The sequence below is a fragment of the Micromonospora chersina genome, from assembly GCF_900091475.1.
Lineage (GTDB): Bacteria > Actinomycetota > Actinomycetes > Mycobacteriales > Micromonosporaceae > Micromonospora > Micromonospora chersina.
Genome location: NZ_FMIB01000002.1, coordinates 3,922,363 through 3,941,550, shown reverse-complemented (window position 1 = coordinate 3,941,550; position 19,188 = coordinate 3,922,363). Strand labels below are relative to the sequence as shown.

The 19,188-nt window shown below is 73.9% G+C and carries 17 protein-coding genes, 1 pseudogene and 1 riboswitch; of the genes and pseudogenes, 10 read left to right on the top strand and 8 right to left on the bottom strand.

The features are described 5' to 3' along the window. Positions 1–3: 3 nt before the first annotated feature. Complete coding sequence (locus GA0070603_RS18250; RefSeq protein ID WP_091315441.1) at positions 4–963, bottom strand: terpene synthase family protein; 960 nt, start codon at positions 961–963, stop codon at positions 4–6. 141 nt (positions 964–1,104) lie between these two features. Between GA0070603_RS18250 and GA0070603_RS18245 the strand changes: the two genes are divergently transcribed. After that, the gene (locus GA0070603_RS18245) at positions 1,105–1,749 is read left to right on the top strand and encodes a UbiX family flavin prenyltransferase (protein ID WP_091315438.1); all 645 of its coding nucleotides are present in this window, start codon (positions 1,105–1,107) and stop codon (positions 1,747–1,749) included. 60 nt (positions 1,750–1,809) lie between these two features. Here the strand turns inward: GA0070603_RS18245 and GA0070603_RS18240 are convergent, their stop codons facing one another. Continuing rightward, on the bottom strand, positions 1,810–2,076 hold the full coding sequence (locus GA0070603_RS18240) for a BldC family transcriptional regulator (RefSeq protein WP_013473529.1): 267 nt from the start codon (positions 2,074–2,076) through the stop codon (positions 1,810–1,812). A gap of 268 nt (positions 2,077–2,344) precedes the next feature. Here GA0070603_RS18240 and GA0070603_RS18235 point away from each other — a divergent pair, with 268 nt between their 5' ends. The 3 genes from GA0070603_RS18235 to cds1 are packed head-to-tail and all read left to right on the top strand — an operon-like array spanning position 2,345 to position 4,794. Beyond that, a complete protein-coding gene (locus GA0070603_RS18235; protein ID WP_091315435.1) occupies positions 2,345–2,803 on the top strand; it encodes an Lrp/AsnC family transcriptional regulator in 459 nt (152 codons plus the stop codon). Positions 2,804–2,849: 46 nt separating this feature from the next. Then, positions 2,850–3,692, top strand: coding sequence for an SDR family NAD(P)-dependent oxidoreductase (locus GA0070603_RS18230; protein ID WP_091315432.1), 843 nt, complete (start codon positions 2,850–2,852; stop codon positions 3,690–3,692). 10 nt (positions 3,693–3,702) lie between these two features. Then, entirely contained in the window at positions 3,703–4,794 is a 1,092-nt protein-coding gene (cds1, locus tag GA0070603_RS18225; RefSeq protein WP_091315429.1) for an L-cysteine desulfhydrase Cds1, read from the top strand. 4 nt (positions 4,795–4,798) lie between these two features. Here cds1 and GA0070603_RS18220 read toward each other — a convergent pair whose 3' ends face one another. The 4 genes from GA0070603_RS18220 to GA0070603_RS18205 form a co-directional block, all read right to left on the bottom strand. After that, positions 4,799–5,419, bottom strand: coding sequence for a putative glycolipid-binding domain-containing protein (locus tag GA0070603_RS18220; RefSeq protein WP_091322073.1), 621 nt, complete (start codon positions 5,417–5,419; stop codon positions 4,799–4,801). A gap of 139 nt (positions 5,420–5,558) precedes the next feature. Then, positions 5,559–7,574: a DEAD/DEAH box helicase gene (locus GA0070603_RS18215; RefSeq protein ID WP_091315426.1), complete on the bottom strand. Its 2,016-nt coding sequence runs from the start codon at positions 7,572–7,574 to the stop codon at positions 5,559–5,561. Positions 7,575–7,761: 187 nt separating this feature from the next. Beyond that, positions 7,762–9,219: a hypothetical protein gene (locus GA0070603_RS32080; protein WP_091315422.1), complete on the bottom strand. Its 1,458-nt coding sequence runs from the start codon at positions 9,217–9,219 to the stop codon at positions 7,762–7,764. A 108-nt stretch (positions 9,220–9,327) separates the two neighbouring features. Next, complete coding sequence (locus GA0070603_RS18205) at positions 9,328–10,935, bottom strand: C40 family peptidase (protein WP_208862907.1); 1,608 nt, start codon at positions 10,933–10,935, stop codon at positions 9,328–9,330. A 241-nt stretch (positions 10,936–11,176) separates the two neighbouring features. Here GA0070603_RS18205 and mqnE point away from each other — a divergent pair, with 241 nt between their 5' ends. From mqnE to GA0070603_RS18185, 4 genes are read left to right on the top strand one after another with little or no spacing between them, the layout of a single operon-like run. After that, entirely contained in the window at positions 11,177–12,346 is a 1,170-nt protein-coding gene (mqnE, locus tag GA0070603_RS18200) for an aminofutalosine synthase MqnE (protein ID WP_091315414.1), read from the top strand. Positions 12,347–12,356: 10 nt separating this feature from the next. Beyond that, entirely contained in the window at positions 12,357–12,785 is a 429-nt protein-coding gene (locus GA0070603_RS18195) for a hypothetical protein (RefSeq protein WP_091315411.1), read from the top strand. Between the two features lie 26 nt (positions 12,786–12,811). Continuing rightward, positions 12,812–13,090 carry a DUF4229 domain-containing protein gene (locus GA0070603_RS18190; protein WP_091315407.1) on the top strand — a complete coding sequence of 93 codons (279 nt, stop codon included), beginning with the start codon at positions 12,812–12,814 and terminating at the stop codon, positions 13,088–13,090. Positions 13,091–13,144: 54 nt separating this feature from the next. Continuing rightward, positions 13,145–13,630, top strand: a complete 486-nt coding sequence (locus tag GA0070603_RS18185; RefSeq protein WP_091315404.1) for a hypothetical protein — start codon at positions 13,145–13,147, stop codon at positions 13,628–13,630. Positions 13,631–13,701: 71 nt separating this feature from the next. Here the strand turns inward: GA0070603_RS18185 and GA0070603_RS18180 are convergent, their stop codons facing one another. Both GA0070603_RS18180 and GA0070603_RS18175 read right to left on the bottom strand, forming a co-directional pair. After that, positions 13,702–15,042, bottom strand: coding sequence for a C39 family peptidase (locus tag GA0070603_RS18180; RefSeq protein ID WP_091315400.1), 1,341 nt, complete (start codon positions 15,040–15,042; stop codon positions 13,702–13,704). Positions 15,043–15,071: 29 nt separating this feature from the next. Next, a complete protein-coding gene (locus tag GA0070603_RS18175; RefSeq protein ID WP_091315395.1) occupies positions 15,072–16,394 on the bottom strand; it encodes a C39 family peptidase in 1,323 nt (440 codons plus the stop codon). 207 nt (positions 16,395–16,601) lie between these two features. Here GA0070603_RS18175 and GA0070603_RS18170 point away from each other — a divergent pair. Continuing rightward, positions 16,602–17,906, top strand: a pseudogene (locus tag GA0070603_RS18170) (M14 family metallopeptidase); the annotation flags it as partial. 107 nt (positions 17,907–18,013) lie between these two features. Beyond that, a riboswitch (cobalamin riboswitch) is annotated at positions 18,014–18,105 on the top strand. 113 nt (positions 18,106–18,218) lie between these two features. Beyond that, a complete protein-coding gene (locus GA0070603_RS18165; RefSeq protein ID WP_091315389.1) occupies positions 18,219–19,154 on the top strand; it encodes an ABC transporter substrate-binding protein in 936 nt (311 codons plus the stop codon). The last annotated feature ends 34 nt before the right edge of the window (positions 19,155–19,188 follow it).

The following is a 19,188-nucleotide window of genomic DNA, read 5'->3' as shown; positions in this document are numbered from 1 at the left end:
GCGTCACCCGGCCACCGGGTAGCGGGCGCTCTCCAGCGTCCAGTCGACAGTGCCGCGGACCGCGTTGGCCAGCCCGTCGAGGTGGGCGGTGACCGACTCGTCCAGCGCCGGGCCGAACGACGGCACCGCGGCGCGCAGCGCCATGAAGCGGGTCATCTCCGCGCGCCAGCGCGCGGCCACCAGGTCCACCGCGGCCGGCACCGGCACGCCCCGCTCGGCGGCCACCGCCAGCACCAGGTTGTGCCCCCCGGCCGTGGCCCGGTCGCGCTCCAGCGAGGCCAGGTCGTTGTACCAGGAGAGCAGGTCGTTGGCGAGGTCGGCGAGGCGGCGCAGCGCGGGATGGTGGTAGACCGCGTCGGGCAGCGGCCGCCCGGCCGCGAACTCGATCAGGGGGTACGACACGTACGCCGCCGAGGTGGCCCGGCGCAGCTGCACGTACTCGGCGACGCCCGGTGGCCGCCCGGCGACGGTGGCGACCGCCTCCCGCCAGGCGCCGTCCAGGTGGTCGGCCACGGCGTCGGCGAAGCGCAGCCGCCAGCGGGCCGGCATCCGGCGCCGGGGCTCCCGCCACGCCTGGACCAGCAGCCGGCGCAGCGGGCCGGAGAAGCCGGGATGGCGCGCCCGGGGGCCCTCGCGGAGCAGGGCCAGCGCCCCGTCGCGCAGCGCCCGGATCTGCGCCGGGGCCAGCCGGCCCGGCCCCTCACAGGCGTCGTCCACCAGGAAGAACCAGGTGAACAGTGCGGCCAGCGACCGCAGGTCGGGCTCGCTGGCGTCCGGATAGAGGCGGCCGGCGTAACGGGCGAAACCGGCTCGGGCCAGCCGCTCCCGCATGACCGGGTCCAGCGGCAGGCCGAGCCGGTCGAGCTGGCCGACCAGCCACACCTGCACCGCGTCGGCGTGCGGCGACAGCCGCGACGGGATCGGGCACTCGGACCGCAACTCCCGCAGCACCGCCGCCGTCATCACCGGTCCTTCCCTGACCGTGGATCGCCGAAGGGAAGAATCCCACGATCCCGGCACGACCGCCGACCCGGGCGGACAAGCGGGACACTCCGCCGGGGGGTCGTCGCCCGGCGCTCAGCCCGACCAGGCAGGCTGGGCGGTATGCGCGAACCATGGGTGGTCGGCGTCTCCGGTGCCTCCGGCACGCCGTACGCGGCCGCTGTCGTCCGGGGCCTGCTCGACGCCGGCCAGGCGGTGGACCTGATCGTCTCCCGGGCCGCCCGGCTGACCATCCTCGACGAGACCGGGAAGCCGTTCCGCGACGGGCACTGGGCCGAGGACCTGGCCGCCTGGCTGGGCCGCGACCTCGCCGGCGCGGACCTGCGGCACTGGCCGGCCGGTGACCTGGCCGCCGGCCCCAGCAGCGGCTCCTACCGGGTACGCGGCATGGCCGTCGTCCCGGCCAGCACGGCGGCCTGCGCCGGCATCGCCATCGGGCTCTCCAAGGACCTGTTGCAGCGCGCCGCCGAGGTGAACCTCAAGGAGCGCCGGCCCGTGGTGGTGGTCCCCCGGGAGACGCCGGTGACCCGCAGCCACCTGGAGCACCTCATCGCGCTGCACGACGCCGGCGCCGTGGTGCTGCCGGCCAGCCCCGGCTTCTACGGTGCCGGGGCGGCGGCCACCGCCGAGCAGTTGGTCGACTTCGTGGCCGGAAAGGTGCTGGACGGGCTCGGCGTGCCGCACACGCTGTTCCGCCGCTGGTCCGGTGAGCTGGCCGCCGCCAGGCGGGACGCGGACCGGACCTGAACGACGCCGGTCGGAACGCGGACCGGCCGGAGGCTGGCCAGCGTCCCGACCGGCGTCTTCTCAGTACATTCCGGCGTTCGCCGGCCCCGGGCCGGTCGAGGCGGTCGGGCCCATGTTGCGCGCCTTGCCCATGTCCTCCGCCTCGTCCAGCATGCCCTCCCCCTCAAGCAGGGCCCGCACCTCGGATTCCCGAAACCGGCGATGCCCGCCTGGAGTCCGGATGCTGCCGATCCGGCCGGCCGCTGCCCATCTGGTCACGGTCTTCGGGTCAACCCGAAACAGCGCGGCGACCTCACCCGGTGTCAGCAGGCGATCTCCAGTGTCCACAGCCCCCTCCTCGCGTCGACGAAGCCCCCGGCTGAACACACTGCCCCCGGCCGGTGCGAGCCCAGAGCCGTCATGAGGGACGTATGGCAATTACAGCACCAGCGACCTGGCGTGTCCGCCAAACGCGAAAAACGCACACAGTGAGAAGTTAGTAAATGCTACCGGCGCAGAACCCCCGTGACGACACGTTTGTGAATGGCAACGCGATGTCACGTTCAACTGATGCCGGGCGTCAGGCGTTACGCCCGGAAGGATAGGGTCACTCTCCGTGGACGCGATCGACCTGAGCCTCGTGGAGCTGTTGCGGGGCAACGCCCGCCTGTCGTACGCCGAGCTGGCCCGCCAGGTGGGCCTCTCCGCCCCGGCCGTGCACGAGCGGGTCGGCAAACTGGAGTCGGGCGGCGTCATCCGGGCGTACCGGGCCGAGGTGGAGCCGGAGGCCATCGGGCTCGGGGTCACGGCGCTGATCGGGATCGTGGAGGACTCGACCGCGGACACCGACGACGTGCTGGAGGCGTTCCGGCACATGCCCGAGATCGAGTCCTGCTACTTCATGGCGGGCGTCGAGTCCTTCCTGCTCAAGGCCCGGGTGGGCACCATCGCCGAGCTGGAGCAGTTAATCGTCCGGCTGAACCGCACACCCGGGGTGGCCTCCACCCGCACCGGCATCGCGCTGTCGACCAAGTGGGAGAACCGCCCCCAGCCGCTCCAGCCCGCCGCCTCCTGAGCCGCGGGCTCTGGTCCCGGCCGGCCCGGGGCGTTACCGTGCGCCGATGACGACTCCAGGGCGGGGCGCGGCAGTGGTGACCGGGGCGGCCGGCGGGCTGGGCCGGGCCATCGCCGCCGCGCTGCACGCCGACGGTTGGCGGGTGCTGCTCACCGATGTGGACGCCGAGGCCGTGGCCGGCGCGGCGGCGCCGCTCGGCGGCTGGTCCCGCACGCTCGACGTCCGCGACGAGGCGGCGTGCGCGGCCGTGGCCGCCGAGGCGGCCGGGGCGCCCGGCGGTCTCGGGCTCTGGGTCAACAACGCCGGCATCCTGGCCACCGGGCCGTCCTGGGCGCACGACGCGGCGACCCGGCGCCGGCTGCTCGAGGTGAACGCGCTGGGCGCCATGAACGGCACCCACGCCGCCCTCACGGTGATGCGGGCGCAGGCCCACGGGCACGTGCTCAACGTCGTCTCGCTCGCCGGGCTGATCGCCGCCCCCGGCGAGACCGTCTACGCGGCAAGCAAGCACGCCCTGCTGGCGTACAGCCTCGGCACCCTGTCCGACCTGCGGATGGCCGGCGTCCGGGGCGTACACGTGTCGTGCCTGTGCCCGGACGGGATCTGGACGCCGATGCTGCACGACAAGCTCGACGACCCCGGGGCCCTGGCCTCCTTCACCGGGTCGCTGCTGACGCCCGAGCGGGTCGCCGCCCGGGCCGTGCGGCTGGCCCGGCGGCCCCGGCCGGTGGTCAGCCTGCCCCGCTGGCGCGGCGCCCAGGTGCGGCTCCTGGACGCCTTCCCCCGGCTCGCCCTGGCCCTCACCCCGGTGGTCCGGGCCGCCGGCCGGGCCGGCCAGCGCCGGCAGGCACGCCGGGCCCGTCCCGACGCGAGCCCACCTCGCTTGTAACGTTGCCGGCGTGACTCATCTCGACCGGTGTGACGAGGCCAGCCGGAGCTGGGTGACCGAGGCGATCGCCACGGTCGAGGCGGACGCCAACCGCTCCGCCGACACCCACCTCCTGCCCTTCCCGCTGCCCCGGGAGTGGGGCATCGACCTCTACCTCAAGGACGAGTCGGTGCACCCCACCGGCTCGCTCAAGCACCGGCTGGCCCGCTCGCTTTTCCTCTACGGGCTCTGCAACGGCTGGATCGGCCCGGACACCACGATCGTCGAGGCGTCGTCCGGGTCGACAGCGGTCTCCGAGGCGTATTTCGCCCGGATGCTCGGGCTGCCGTTCATCGCCGTCATGCCCGCCTCCACCTCGCCCGAGAAGATCGCCCAGATCGAGTTCCAGGGCGGCCGCTGCCACCTGGTGCAGGACCCCGCCAAGGTGGTCATCGAGGCGCGCTGGCTCGCCGAGGACAGCGGCGGGCACTACATGGACCAGTTCACCTACGCCGAGCGGGCCACCGACTGGCGGGGCAACAACAACATCGCCGAGTCGATCTACGCGCAGCTCGCCCTGGAGCGGCACCCCGTGCCCGCCTGGATCGTGGTGGGCGCCGGCACCGGCGGCACCAGCGCCACCATCGGCCGGTACGCCCGCTACCGCCGGCTGCCCACCAAGCTCTGCGTCGTCGACCCGGAGAACTCCGCGTTCTACCCCGCCTGGCAGGCCGGCGACTGGTCCGTCCGCACCGACAAGGGCTCCCGGATCGAGGGGATCGGCCGGCCCTGCGTCGAGGCGTCCTTCCTGCCCAGCGTCGTCGACCGGATGACGCAGGTGCCGGACGCCGCGTCGCTGGCCGCCATGCGGGCCGGCTCGGCGGTGCTCGGCCGCCGCGTCGGCGGCTCCACCGGCACCAACCTCTGGGGCGCGTTCGGGCTCATCGCCGAACTGCTCGCCGCCGGCCGGACCGGCTCGGTGGTCACCCTCATCTGCGACCCCGGCGACCGCTACGCGCACACCTACTACGACGACGGGTGGGTGGCCGGGCAGGGCCTCGATCTCGCCCCGCACCTGGCCACCATCGACCGCTTCCTGGCCACCGGCGCCTGGCCGGCCTGAGCGGTCAGCGCGGGTCGATCCGCTCGGCCAGCCCCGGGTAGCGCACCACGAAGCCCTCCGGGTCCACGTCCAGGTCGGCCGAGAACGAGCCGCTGGCGTAGCGGACCCGGCCCGGGCCGAGCGAGGTGTAGACCTGCTCGGCGGGGAGCACCGCCAGGCTGGGCAGCAGCACCCAGGCGACGGTGACGGTCCGCGCCTGGTCGGCGGGAGCCCGCTTCAGGTCGAGCCGGCGCACCGGCAGGGTGTTGGTCAGCGGCGAGCCGCCCAGGTCGACGTCGAGCGCCTCGGCCAACCGGTCCGGGTCGTCGGTGCCCGGCAGCCCGGCCGGCGGATGCCCGGCCGCGCGCAGCGCCGCGTCCAGGTCACCCTCCTCGCCGGTGCGCACCCGCCACCCGTCCCCGGTGCGCTCCAGGCGTACGCTCCGCGACCAGCCCGCGCCCTCCGCGGCGACCTCCAGGCGGCTGGTCGACCAGTCCGTGCCCACTGTCAACTGGTAGCGGCAGGTGTACGGGATCGGGTCGACGGCCAGCGCCACGCCCTGCGCGGCGAGCCCCTGCCGATCGTCGAGCAGGACGTGCTCGGAGCCGGCGGTGTCGGTCCGGGACCAGAAGAGCGACTTCGGCATGGTCGGCATGAACCGGACGTTACGCCACCCGGCGGACACCGGCAGCGGATGCGCGAACGCCGCCGCCGAGCGGTGGCTCGACGGCGGCGTCGGTGTTCGCGCCCTGCCTGGTCCGGCGGGGTGCAGCCTGAGGGGTCGGTCAGTGGGTGCGGGCCGGCGGGCGACCGCCGAAGCCCCGCCGGTCGTCGCGCGGCCGGTCGTCCCGACCCCGCGCCTCCGGCCGGAAACCGCCCCGGCGCTCGGCCGGACGGAACTCGCCCCGCTCGCCGAAGCGCCGGTCGCCACGGCCGTCGCGGTCGCCGAAACGCCGCTCGCCCTGCGGGCGGTCCTCGAAGCGTCCGCCGTGGCCGCGCGCGCCGTCCCGGTCGCCGTAGCCGCGGCCGCCGGTGGGCCGGTCGCCGTAGGCGCGCCCGCCGTCCCGGTCGCCGTAGGTCCGGCCGCCGGTGGGGCGGTCGTCGGGCCGCCGGTCGCCGCGGGCGTCCCGGTCGAAGCCGCGACCCGCGCCGGTCGGCCGGTGCTGGTCGCGCCCGGCCCGGTCGGCGGAGTCGCGGTCACCCCAGGGGCGGCCCGAGCCGCGCTCGTCGCGGCCACCGAAGCGCCGGTCGCCGAAGCGCCGGTCGCCGTGCCCGTCGCGGTCGAAGCCGCCCCGCTCCGCGGGGCGTCGCTCGCCGAAGCCCCGGTCGTCGCGGTCGAAGCGCCGCTCGCCGGCACCCCGGTCGTAGCCGCGGCCGCCGGCCGGGCGGTCGTCCTCGCGGCGGTCACCGCGGTCGAAGCCCCGCCCCGTCGGCCGGTCGCCGAAGCGGCGGTCGCCGTCGCGGTGGTCGCCCCGGTCGAAGCTCCGCGGCCGGTCGCCGAAGCGGCGCTCGCCACGCCCGTCCCGGTCGCCGAAGCGGCGCGGGCCGCCCCGGCGCGGCTCCGGCTCGTCCCGGACCGGCACGCCGCTGGGCTCGCGGGCGCCCGTCAGCTCGACGAGCGCGGCGTCGCCGGCGCGGACGCGCGTCTCGGCCGGCTCGACGCCCGCCTTCTCCAGCATGGCCAGCGTGGTCCGGCGCTGCTTCGGCAGCACCAGGGTCGCCACCGCCCCCGACTCCCCGGCCCGCGCGGTGCGACCCGCCCGGTGCAGGTAGTCCTTCGGGTCCTTCGGCGGGTCCACGTGCAGCACCAGCGTCACGCCGTCGACGTGGATGCCCCGGGCCGCCACGTCGGTGGCGACCAGCACGTTCATCCGGCCCTCGCGGAACTCGGCCAGGGTCCGGGTGCGCATCCGCTGGGTCTTGCCGCCGTGCAGGCCGCCGGCCCGTACGCCCACGGCCGCGAGCTGCTCGACCAGCCGGTCGACGCCGAGCTGGGTACGCGCGAAGAGCATGGTGCGTCCGTCGCGGGCCGCGATGGACGCCGCCACGGCGAACTTGTCGTGCGGCGGGATCAGCAGCAGGTGGTGGTCCATGGTGGACACGGCGGCGGTCGCCGGCGCGGTCGAGTGCGTGACCGGGTCGGTCATGAACCGCTTGACAAGCGAGTCGACGTCGTTGTCCAGAGTGGCCGAGAAGAGCAGCCGCTGGGCGTCCGCCGGGGTCTTCGCCAGCAGCTCGGTGACCTCGGGCAGGAAGCCCATGTCGGCCATCTGGTCGGCCTCGTCGAGCACGGTGATCTCGACGTCGTCGAGGTTGCACACGCCCCGCTCGATCAGGTCCCCGAGCCGCCCCGGCGTGGCCACCACGATCTCCACGCCGCGGCGCAGCGCGTCGATCTGCCGGTCGTACGGGACGCCGCCGACGGCGGTCTTCACGAAGATGCCGACCGACTTGCCGAGCGGCACGAGCGCGTCGTTGACCTGCATGGCCAGCTCGCGGGTGGGCACCAGGACCAGGGCGCGGGGGTGCAGCGGCCGGGCCCGGTTGCGGTCGGCGAGCCGGGCGATCACCGGCAGGCCGAAGGCCAGGGTCTTGCCCGAGCCGGTCTGCCCCCGGCCGAGCACGTCGCGGCCGGCGAGGGCGTCGGGCAGGGTGGCCCGCTGGATCTCGAACGGGGCGGTGATGCCCTGCCGGGCGAGCGCCTCGACCAGCTGCCGGGGCAGGCCGAGCGCGGCGAAGTCAGGGGTGTCGATGGTGGGGTCGGCGGACGGGGACGTGCCGGAGGCAGCGAACGTGGTCAAGAAATGCCTTTCGAGCGGGGCGCATCTTCGCGATGGCCCGCCGCGGCTTCGTCACGCCGCCGATTCGCCCGCAAGATCGCCCATGGGCGCGCAACGGGCGCGCCGGGTCAGTGATCTCCACAAGTGTACGGCGGTGCGGCGAACCTGCCACCGCACCGTGAGTGCGTAGTGGGCGGGCTCACCCCGGTCAGCGGGTCAGCGCGGCGCCGGTGATCCCGCTCAGCGCGTCGTTGGCCAGGAAGACCACCACCAGGCTGATCGCGACGAGCAACGCCAGCGCGGCGGCCAGCACGATCACGACCTTCGTGTTGCTGGACCGGGTCGCCGGGGCGTCCTCGGCCCAGCCCTGCGCCAGGATGTGCCCGGTCAGCGAGCCGGAGTTCTCCAGCGGATTGCCCTGGGGAAGGGCGACGGTGGCGAAGCCCGGCCCGTCGGTGCCGCCGTACGCCGTGCCGGCCAGGTCGGGACCGGCCGGCGGGTGGTTCACCGGGCGGCTCGGCGCGGGCACCTGACCGGGCTGGCCGGCCCGGTACCCGGTGGGGTCGGTCGACGGCGGCCAGGACGGCAGGGCCGGTGCCGGCACCACGGGCGGCGCGGTGGGCAGCGGCGGAGCGGAGGTCGGCGCGGCGGCCCGGGCCGGGGCGGCCGGCCCCGGCTGCGCGGCGCCCGGGAACGGCGTCGAACTCGGCACGCCGGCCATGGCGGGCGGCGGCGGGAACGGCGGCGCCGGCATCGGGCCGGGCGGCGGCGGAGGCGCGGGCACCGGCGGGCCGGGCGGCGGCACCGGCGGACCCGGCACCGGGGGCACCGGCCCCGGCGGGGTCGGACCGGGCGGCGGTGCGGGCACCGGCGGCGTGGGCCGGAACGGGGGCTCGGGCGCCGGCACGGGGGGTGCCGGGGAGGGCGGAGTAGGACCGGGCACGGGCGTCGGCGCCGGCTCGGGCTCCGGGACGGGCGGCGTCGGGGGCTGGGCCGGCTCCGGCGGCTGGGCCGGCTCGGGCGGTTCGGGGTTCACCGGGCCCGCCCGGTAGACCTTGGCGCTGCCGGGCGTCCCGCCGAGCGCCGAGGCGACCTCGTCGGCCGAGGCGCGGGTCAGGCCGGGCACCGACGCGCTGGCCCGGGCGTGCCCCACGCCGGCCCGCGGCTGCCTCCCGGGGCCGGCCGCCGGCAGGCCCGCCGGCGCCGGTGCGGCCTCGGCCTCGGGCTCCACCGCGCGGGGCGCGGGCACCGCCGCGGAGCCGGCGGCCCGGGGCGCGGGGGCGACGGGTGCCGTGCCGGCGGGGGAGTCCGCGCCGGGTGCCGGTTCGCCCCCGGTCGAGGTGGTGCCGTCGGCCGGCGAGCGCTCGGCGGCGGCGAAGGCGGACCAGGTCGAGGGTGGCGGGACGGAGGCACCCGGCTGACGCCGGTCCAGCGCCGGGGCGGGCTCCGTCGGGGAGCCACCCGCCCGGTAGGTGTTGCCGGTGGCCGGCGCGCTGGGCCGCTCCCCGTCCGGGGGTGGCGCGGTGGCGCCGGCGACGCTGACCCGGGCCACGGCCACCGGAGGGGCCTGGCTCGGACGCTCCTCGGCGGACCCGGCCGGCCGGTCGGCGGCGTCGGGGACGGGTCCGGGGTGGACCGTCTCCGCCGGAACGTCGTGCTCGCCCATCTCGCCCCTCCGTGCCCACGCTCGCCCCCGACCGTGGCGCCGGCCGGGCGTGCCTGGATCTCACCGTGCCACATTCCGGCCCGGGAGCACAGCCGGAGCGGCGGTTGGTCAGTCGGTGGCGCTCGGGCTGACGGAGGTGCTCTCGGCCGCGCTGCTCGCCGGAGCGACAGAGCTGGTGCTCGGCTCGACGCTCCCGGCTCCCTCGGTGCTGCTCGGCGTCGAGGTCGGCGACTCGGTCGGGCTCGGCGGTGGCGTCGTCGGCGGCGGCGTGGTGGTGCTCGGCGAGGTCGACGGGGTGGGCGTCGGGCTCGACGTGCTCGGCGTCGGCTTCGGCGTGGCCGTCCTCGTGGGCTTGGGCGTGGCCGTCCTGGTGGGCTTCGGCGTCGCGCTGGGCGTCGGCGGGGTGGTCGACCGGGTCGGTGTGGGGACCGGCGCCGGGGTGGCCGGGGCGGGGACCGCGCCGATCACCCGGGTGGCCGCGTAGAGCCGGGACCACCGGACCACCGAGATCTTCACGACGTCGCCGGTGCGCGGCGCCTCGACCATCTTGCCGTTGCCGATGTACATGGCGACGTGGTGGATGCTCGTCCAACTGCTGCCCGAGGCGAAGAAGAGCAGGTCGCCGGGGAGAAGCGCGTTGGGATCGACGGTGCGGGAGCGGGTGGCGTAGTACTGGTCCCGGGAGACCCGGGGCAGCCCCTGGTAGCCGGCCGCCTGGTAGGAGGCGAGCATCAGGCCGGAACAGTCGAACCGGTCCGGCCCCTCGGCCGCCCAGAGGTAGGGGTCGCCGAGCTGGGCGAGGGCGTACCGCACCGCGGCCAGGGCCTTCGGGTCGGCGACCAACCCGCTGACGCTCTGGTTGACGACGTACGGGCTGCCGAGCTGCTGCTCGGCGGCGTCCTCGCGGCGTTCGATCTCCAGCAGCCGCGCGGCGTTGTCCCGGCGGAGCTTGAGCAGCGCCGCTTCCTGCTTGTGCAGATCGGTCTCGACCCGGGTGTACTGCGCGGTCTTCTCGGCGACGCGCCGCTCGGCCGAGGCGTGCGCCTCCCGGGCGACCCGCTCGGCGGCGGTGGCCCGGGCCAGTTCGCCGGTCACCGCCGTGGTGGCGCCCTCGGCCTTGTCGCCGCGGGTGATCCGCTGGAGGTTGGCGAGTTCGCGCAGGTTGGCCCCGAACTCGCCGGGCGGCAGCGCGGCGTCGGCCTTGACCGCGTCGGCGGCGGCGGCCTTCGCGTTCTCCTGGGCCCGGACGAGCGCGTCCTGGGCCTCCTTGAGCCGGGTGGCGGCGAGGGCCAGGTCCGCCTGCGCGGTGTCCCGCTCGCCCTTGATCGTGAGCAGGGTGTCGCCGAGCTGGGCGACCTGCGCGTCGACCTGGGTGATCTGGGCGATCAGCGGGCCGTCGGCCGGGTTGGCCACGCCGGGCGTGGCGCCGGGGAGGCCCGGGGTGCGCCCGCCGGCCACGGTGCCGGGCAGGCCGGGGACGGTGCCGGGGACGCCGGGGACGGCGCCGGGCACGGTGGGCAGCTGAAGGGCGCCGGCGACCCGGGGGCGGGAGCCGGAGTCGGGAATGGTGTCGGGCAGCGGGTCGGCCCAGGCCGGCGTGGCCAGCGCCGCGGCCGCGACCGCCCCGAGCAGAGCGGACCAGAGCGCCGGGCGGAGCACCGGCGAGATCACCGGATTCCGGCTTCGTCGGCGTCGGCCCTGCGTGCTGTCGACCATTCGCTCCCCGTCCCGGTCTGGTGTGTTCCGCGCGAGGTGGGCGCGGTGAGCCAGGACGGTACCGGTGTGTGTTCCGCCCCATCCTGTCTTACCTCACCAACGCAGCTATGTCGATGCGCGGAGCGTGACGGCCGACCGGAAGACCGGTGAAGTAGGTCGCTGCGGTTGACCGGGTCGCCGGTTCGTCCGGCCCGCGACGTACGCTCGACCGGGACCGCAGGTGGAAGGGACGTGGCTTTCGATGGACGCTGGACTCAAGCGCGAGCTCGAAGCGAAGGTCTACGCGGGGGAGCGGCTGACCCGCGAGGACGGGGTGGCCCTCTACGAGAGCGACGACCTCGCCTGGCTGGGGCGGCTGGCGCACCACAAGCGCACCGAGATGAACGGCGACCGGGTGATGTTCAACGTCAACCGGCACCTCAACCTGACGAACGTCTGCTCCGCCTCGTGCGCGTACTGCTCGTTCCAGCGCAAGCCGGGCGAGAAGGACGCCTACACGATGCGCATCGACGAGGCGGTCCGCAAGGCCAAGGAGATGGAGGACGAGCAGCTCACCGAGCTGCACATCGTCAACGGCCTGCACCCCACCCTGCCGTGGCGCTACTACCCGAAGGTGCTCCGGGAGCTGAAGGCGGCGCTGCCGAAGGTCAACCTGAAGGCGTTCACCGCGACCGAGGTGCAGTGGTTCGAGAAGATCAGCGGCCTGAGCGCCGACGAGATCCTCGACGAGCTGATGGACGCCGGCCTGGAGTCGCTGACCGGCGGTGGCGCGGAGATCTTCGACTGGGAGGTCCGGCAGCACATCGTCGACCACGCCTGCCACTGGGAGGACTGGTCGCGGATCCACCGGCTGGCCCACTCGAAGGGCATGAAGACCCCGTCGACGATGCTCTACGGCCACATCGAGGAGCCCCGGCACCGGGTCGACCACGTGCTGCGGCTGCGCGAGCTTCAGGACGAGACCGGGGGCTTCCAGGTCTTCATCCCGCTGCGCTACCAGCACGACTTCGTCGACTCGGCGGACGGCAAGGTCCGTAACCGGATCCAGGCCCAGACCACGATGGCCTCGCCGGCCGAGTCGCTCAAGACGTTCGCCGTCTCCCGGCTGCTCTTCGACAACGTGCCGCACGTGAAGTGCTTCTGGGTGATGCACGGTCTCTCGGTGGCCCAGCTCTCGCTGAACTTCGGCGTCGACGACCTGGACGGCTCGGTCGTGGAATACAAGATCACCCACGACGCCGACTCGTACGGCACGCCGAACACGATGCACCGCGAGGACTTGCTGAACCTCATCTGGGACGCCGGCTTCCGCCCGGTCGAGCGGAACACCCGCTACGAGATCGTCCGCGAGTACGACGCGGCCCCGTCGCTGGCCGAGCGCCGCGCCGAGCCGCAGCAGGTCTGGGCCTGACCGCACGTCGATGAGCACCGAGGAGCAGCCGCGCAGCTTTCCCCGGCGGGACGCCGAGGGACGCATCCTCACCCTGGGCGACCTGCTCGGGGTGAGCCTCGCCGGGCTGGTGATCGGGGTGCTGGCGCTGGTGCTCTTCGAGTGGGCCTTCGCCACGATGGGCGCGGGCGGGTTCGGGCGGACCAACGGCTGGCTCGCGGTGATCCTGCCGCTCTGGCTGTTCTGGGACGACTTCCGGGCGTGGGAGTTCGGCGCGGCCCGGGTGCTCGCGGCGCTGGCCGGGATCGCGGTCGGCGTCCTCGCCGGCCTGCTGGCGGCCGGCCTCGCCGCCGGGTTGCCGCCGCTGGTCTCCGGCGCGCTGGCCGCGGCGGTGTTCACCGTGGTCTACGCGGTGATCTGGTTTCATGGCGTGCACTGGCTGGCCCGGCGGACGGGCTGAGGCGTGAGGAAGAGGGAAGTGGCGCAGTGAGCGCGGCGGTCAAGTACACGCTGGGCCGGATCGGGCTGTTCGTCGGCGTGCTGGCGGCCCTCTGGTTCGTCGAGATGAACATGTTCCTGCGGCTGATGCTGGCGCTGGTCTTCTCCGCCGCGCTGTCGTTCTTCCTGCTCCGTGGCTGGCGGGACGAGATGGCCGGCGAGATGGCCGAGGCGTCGGAGCGGCGCCGCGCCGAGAAGGACCGGCTGCGCTCCGCGCTGGCCGGGGACGACCAGGGCGAGCGCACCGACGAGCGCCGCGAGGGCTGAGCCCTCGCGGGACGGGGCAGCGGGAAACGACGCCGACCGCTAGGGTCGGCCGCCGTGAGTTTCCTGAACACGATCAACGGGTGGCGGACGAAGGTCTTCGTCTGGATCGGCCTGCCGGTCATCGCCGCCATCGGACTGATGCTGAGCGTCACCGACCTCGCCCCGGCCTGGGAGGCGAAGAACGGTGGCGGCACGCCGGGCACGTTCACCGCGGTGAACGAGGAATGCGGCCGGCGTAACTGCGAGTGGCACGGGACCTTCGTCGCCACCGAGGGCGGCGCCCAGCGCGCCGACGTGATCCTCTACGACGCGCCGGACGGGCTGGCGGCGGGAGCCACCGCCCCGGCGCTCGACTCCGGTGCCCGGAAGGGCGTCTTCTCCACGGCGGGCGGCTCGACCTACCTGCTGGTCACCGGGCTCACCCTGGCCGGTGTGGCCGCCCTTGTCGCCTGGGTGGTGATCATCGTCCGGGCGATCCGTCGGCGCAGCCGGCGGGCCGAGCCCGCGGCCCCGCCCGCCTCGTTCGCTCCGTCGGCCTGACCCCAGGCCGGTCCACTTACCGCACCGGCGGGCCCGGCACCGTCCCGAGGGACCGTGCCGGGCCCGTCCCGTCACCAGTTGGTCGAGCCCGGCACCACCGGCCAGGGCCGGTCGGTCGGCTTGATCAGGTACGCGATGCCGCCCGAGCCTGAGGCCACGGTCCCGTTCGCACGGTGCCGCTTGGTGCGCAGCCAGATCTGCTCGAACTGCTCCCGCTTGTAGACGTTGCGCACCGCGTCGTTGGACGAGGACGCGGGGTCGTTGACGATCACGTCACCGTCGGCGGTGAAGCCGACGATCACGAACAGGTGCCCGGACGTGCCGTAGCCCGCCGTGTCCAGCTCGCTGGCCAGGAAGGACTGCGAGGTGATCACCGGGATGCCGGCCTTGATGAAGCGTTCCACCTCGTCCAGCGAGTGCATCCGGGTGACCCGGGCGTCCAGGCCGGGGAAGCTGGCCGCGTACGCGGTGTTGAACGGCCAGTTGCCGGCACCCTCGTACTCGTAGTCGTAGGTCATCCGGGCGGCGTGGTCGACGGTCGGGTCGGCGTAGCTCGGGTCGACCCAGGCGGTGTCCTCGGCGGAGGGCTTCCGGCCCCAGTACTCCACCACCATCTCGGTCGAGGTGGGGGAGCACCAGGCCTCACCGCCGTTGTCGAACTCCGGGTACTCCCCGATGTGGATGTTCTGCGAGTAGCGCGGCACGGCGAGTTCGGTGCCCCAGGCGATGCCGCCCTTGCTCGGTTCCACGGTGAACCGGTCCGGCACGTTGGAGCTCATGGCGCCGAGCATCCAGACCCGCGGCGAGGCGGCCTGCCCCGGCGCCCGGTAGAGGGTCAGCCGGAGCTGGTACGACCGCAGCAGCACACCGGCCTGGGCGTTGTCGATCGAGAAGGTGTCGGTCCAGATGGTCGACCACGGGTCGCCCTGGCCGTCCAGCGTGGCCCGCTTGATGTCCTGGTCCCCGGAGGCCCAGCGGCCCATGACGTACCAGGGGGTCTGCTGCCCGGTGTTGTAGGTTCCGTGCAGCTCGACCTGGATCCAGGTGCCGGCCGGGGTCGCGGCGTTCCACGAGGCGACCAGCTCGCTGGCGTCGAAGCCGACCGTCCGCTCCGGCGAGGTCCAGGTGGCGTACTCCCAGGTCCGGGTCGTGCCGGTGTGCTCGTCGGTGAACTCGGTGGTGCCGGCCGGCTGGCCGATCGTGATGCCGGTGCGGTGCCCGGGGATGGCGTACGTGCCCTCGTGGGTGCCGTCGCGCCAGTCCGGGTACTCCGACCACTCCTGGAAGGTGATCTGCTCGTCGTGCGCGACGACCGGCAGGTTGTTGTCGGCGTGGGCGGGCGCCGTCACACCGACGAGGGCGAGCGCGGCGGCGCCGACGAGGGCGACCGCACGCAGGGCTGGTCTGACCATGTGCACTCCGTTGGTTGGGTAGGGATGGATCACCAGTTGGTGGAACCGGCCACGGCGGGCCAGGCCACCTCGGTCGGTTTGATCAGGTAGACGACGCCGCCGGAGCCGCTGCCGGTGCCGCCGCTCGCGGTGGTCCGCCGGGTCCGCTGCCAGATCTGCTCGAACTGGTCGCGCCGGTAGACGTGCCGGACCGCGGCGTCGCTGGGCGAGGCCGGGTCGTTGGCGATCACGTCGCCGGTGGCGGTGAAGCCGACCACCACCATGAGGTGCCCGGCCGTGCCGTAGCCGGCACCGTCCAGCTCGCTGGCGAGGAAGGACTGGCTGGTCACCACGGGGATGCCGGCGGCGATGAACTGCTCCACCTCGTCGAGCGAGTGCAGCCGGGTCACCTTGGCCTCCAGGCCCGGGAAGCTGGCCGCGTACGCCGTGTTGAACGGCCAGTTGCCGGTGCCGCCGTACTGCCAGTCATAGGTCATCCGGGCGGCATGGTCGACGGTCGGGTCGGCGTAGCCCGGGTCCACCCAGGACGTGTCGGCCGGGGAGGGCCTGCGGCCCCAGTACTCGACCACCATCTCGGTGGAGGTGGGTGAGCACCATGCCTCGCCGCCGCCGCCGTACTCCGGGTACTGGCCGGCGTGGATGTTCTGCGAGTAGCGCGGCACGGCCAGCTCGGTGCCCCAGGCGATGTGCCCGGCGCTGGGGGCGACGGTGAACCGGTCCGGCACGTTCGAGCTCATCGCGCCGACCGAGCGGAGCACCGGCGTGACCGTCGAGGCCGGGTCCCGGTAGAGGGTCACCCGGAGCTGGTACGCCCGCAGCAGCACCCCGGCGGCCGGGTTGTTGATGGCGAACGTGTCCGTGTAGACGCTGGAGGTCTTGTCGCCCTGCCGGTCGACGCTGGTGCGCCGGATGTCGCCGTCGCCGGAGGCCCAGCGGCCCATCACGTACCAGGGGGTGCGGGTGCCGGTGGTGTAGGTGCCCTGGAGTTCGACCTGGAGCCAGGTGCCGGCGGGGGTGTCGGCGTTCCACGAGGTGACCAGCTCGGTGGCGGAGAAGCCGACCTGGGTGAGCGGCGAGGTCCAGGTCCCGTAGGCCCAGGTGCGCCGGGTGTTGCTGTGCGGGTCCTTGTAGAGGATGGTGCCGACCGGGGTGGTGAGGGTCAGGCCGGCCGCCGTGCCGGTGGTGCCGGCGGCGGTGCCGGTCGACCAGGCCGCGCCGGACCACCCCTGCCAGGTGATCTGCTCGTCGTGGGTGACGGTGGTGGTGGTCGCGCCGGCCGGCGCGGTGGGGGCGAGGAGGGCGAGCGCGGTGGCGCCGGCGACGGCGACCGACCGCAGGGATGTCCGGTCCATGGCAGCTCCTCCAGGAGGACGGCATCGTTGCCGTTCACTGTCGCGCCTGGAGGGAAGTTTCGCCAGAGGTTCACGCATGGAAAATCATTGCCGGCGTGAGGATCCGGTCGGGATGGAAGGCAGACAATCATGGATGTTGATATGACCATGTGACTCCTGGTGAAGTGTGCGGACAACGGGATCTCCCGTACCCCGAGGAGGTTGTCCATGGCCCTCCGCACGTCCCCGCTCCGCCGCCGGCTGGCCCTCGCCGCCGCCGTCGGCCTGACCCTCGTCACCGCGCTCACCGGCCCGGCCGCCGCCCGGCCCGCCCCGGACGGTGATCCGGCCGCCGTCGCCTACCGGGTGCTCGGCCCGCGCACCCTCGCCGACCGCAGCGCCGTCGCCCGCACCGGCGCGGCGATCGACCACTCCGAACACGGCGTCCTGCACGTCACGGCGACCACCGCCGAGGCCGCCGCGATCACCCGGCTCGGCTTCCGGCTGGAGAAGGACGTCGCCCCGGCCCCGGCCGCCGGCGCCGTCGCCTACGCCTTCCCGCCCGCCGACTCCAACTACCACGACTACGCCGAGCTGACGGCCGTGGTGAACACGGTGGTCGCCGACCACCCGGCGATCGCCCGCAAGCTCAGCATCGGCCGGTCCTACCAGGGCCGGGACCTGATGGCCGTGAAGATCTCCGACAACGTCGGCACGGACGAGAACGAGCCGGAGATCCTCTTCAACGCCCAGCAGCACGCCCGCGAGCACCTGACCGTCGAGATGGCGATCTACCTGCTCAACCTGTTCACCGACAACTACGGCACCGACTCCCGGATCACCAACATCGTCAACTCGCGGGAGATCTGGATCGTCCCCACCGTCAACCCCGACGGCAGCGAGTACGACATCGCCACCGGCTCCTACCGCTCCTGGCGGAAGAACCGGCAGCCGAACAGCGGCTCCTCGTACGTGGGCACCGACCTGAACCGGAACTGGTCGTACCAGTGGGGCTGCTGCGGTGGCTCGTCCGGCTCGACCTCGTCGGAGACCTACCGCGGCCCGTCCGCCTTCTCCGCGCCGGAGACCGCGGCGCTGCGCAACTTCGTCAACGGCCGGGTGGTCGGCGGAGTGCAGCAGATCAAGGCGAACATCGACTTCCACACCTACTCGCAGCTGGTGCTCTGGCCGTACGGCTACACGTACAGCAACACCGCCACCGGGATGAACGCCGACCAGTACAACACCTTCGCCACCATCGGCCGGCAGATGGCGTCCAGCAACGGCTACACCCCGGAACAGTCCAGCGACCTCTACATCGCCGACGGCACCAGCATCGACTGGATGTGGGGCGCCCACAAGATCTGGGCGTACACCTTCGAGATGTACCCCGGCTCGGCCTCCGGGGGTGGCTTCTACCCGCCCGACGAGGTGATCCCCGCGCAGACCTCCCGCAACCGGGAGGCCGTGCTGCTGCTCTCCGAGTACGCCGACTGCCCGTACCGGGCGATCGGCAAGCAGAGCACCTACTGCTGACGCGATGCCCCGTGGGGGTCCCGGCCGGGGCCCCCACCACCCCTCCCGTCCGGACGATCTCCGCTGGTCGTGCGCTACGGTGGCACCGACCAGACCGCAGCGAAGCCGGTGTGAAACCGGCGCTGTCCCGCAACTGTGATGCCCCGCACGCGGCGCCGGCCTCCGCCGGCGCCGACGACTGTGGGGACGAGCCAGGTCGCCTGCGGCCGGTCGCGACACGCGCTCTCGAGGAAGGGCGCCTCGCGGACGGGCCCGCCCAGGCGGTCCCTGTCGGCGAAGCACCACGCTCCTCGACCGACAGGAGGACCGATGTCCAGACGTACCCCCCGGCTCTTCGCCGCCGCCCTCGCGGTCGGCGCGCTGCTCCTCGGCGGCTGCGCCGAGAAGACCTCGAACGACACCCCCGCCGCCGGCGGCAGCTCGGCGGCCGCCTTCCCGGTCACCGTCGGCAAGCTGACCCTGGACAAGCGCCCCGAGAAGATCGTCTCGCTGTCGCCGTCGGCGACCGAGATGCTCTTCGCCATCGGCGCCGGCAAGCAGGTCACCGCCGTCGACGACAACTCGAACTACCCGGCGGAGGCGCCGAAGAGCGACCTCTCCGGCTTCCAGCCGAACGCCGAGGCGATCGCCGGCAAGAGCCCCGACCTCGTGGTGCTCTCCAACGACACCAACAAGATCGTCGACCAGCTCACCACGCTGAAGATCCCGGTGCTGCTCACCCCGGCGGCGGCCACCCTGGACGACACGTACCAGCAGATCACCGACCTGGGCAAGCTCACCGGCCACCCGGCCGAGGCGGACGCCGTCACGAAGAAGATGAAGGACGACATCGCGGCGCTCACCAAGGACCTGCCGCAGCGGGCGAAGAAGCTCACCTACTACCACGAGCTCGGCCCGGAGCTGTACAGCGCGACCAGCAAGACCTTCATCGGCTCGATCTACGCGCTCGCCGGCCTGGAGAACATCGCCGACCCGGCGGACGCCGACGGCAAGAACGGCGGCTACCCGCAGCTCTCCCAGGAGGTCATCGTCAAGGCGAACCCCGACTTCGTCTTCCTGGCCGACACCAAGTGCTGCAAGCAGAACGCGGAGACCGTCAAGGCGCGCAGCGGCTGGGCCGGCGTCACCGCCGTGAAGAACAACCAGGTCGTCGCCCTGGACGACGACATCGCCTCGCGCTGGGGCCCGCGCGTGGTCGACCTGCTCAAGGCGATCGTCGACGCCACCGCCAAGGTCCCGGCCTGACGGTGACCGTGCGACCGGCGGACAACGCTCACCG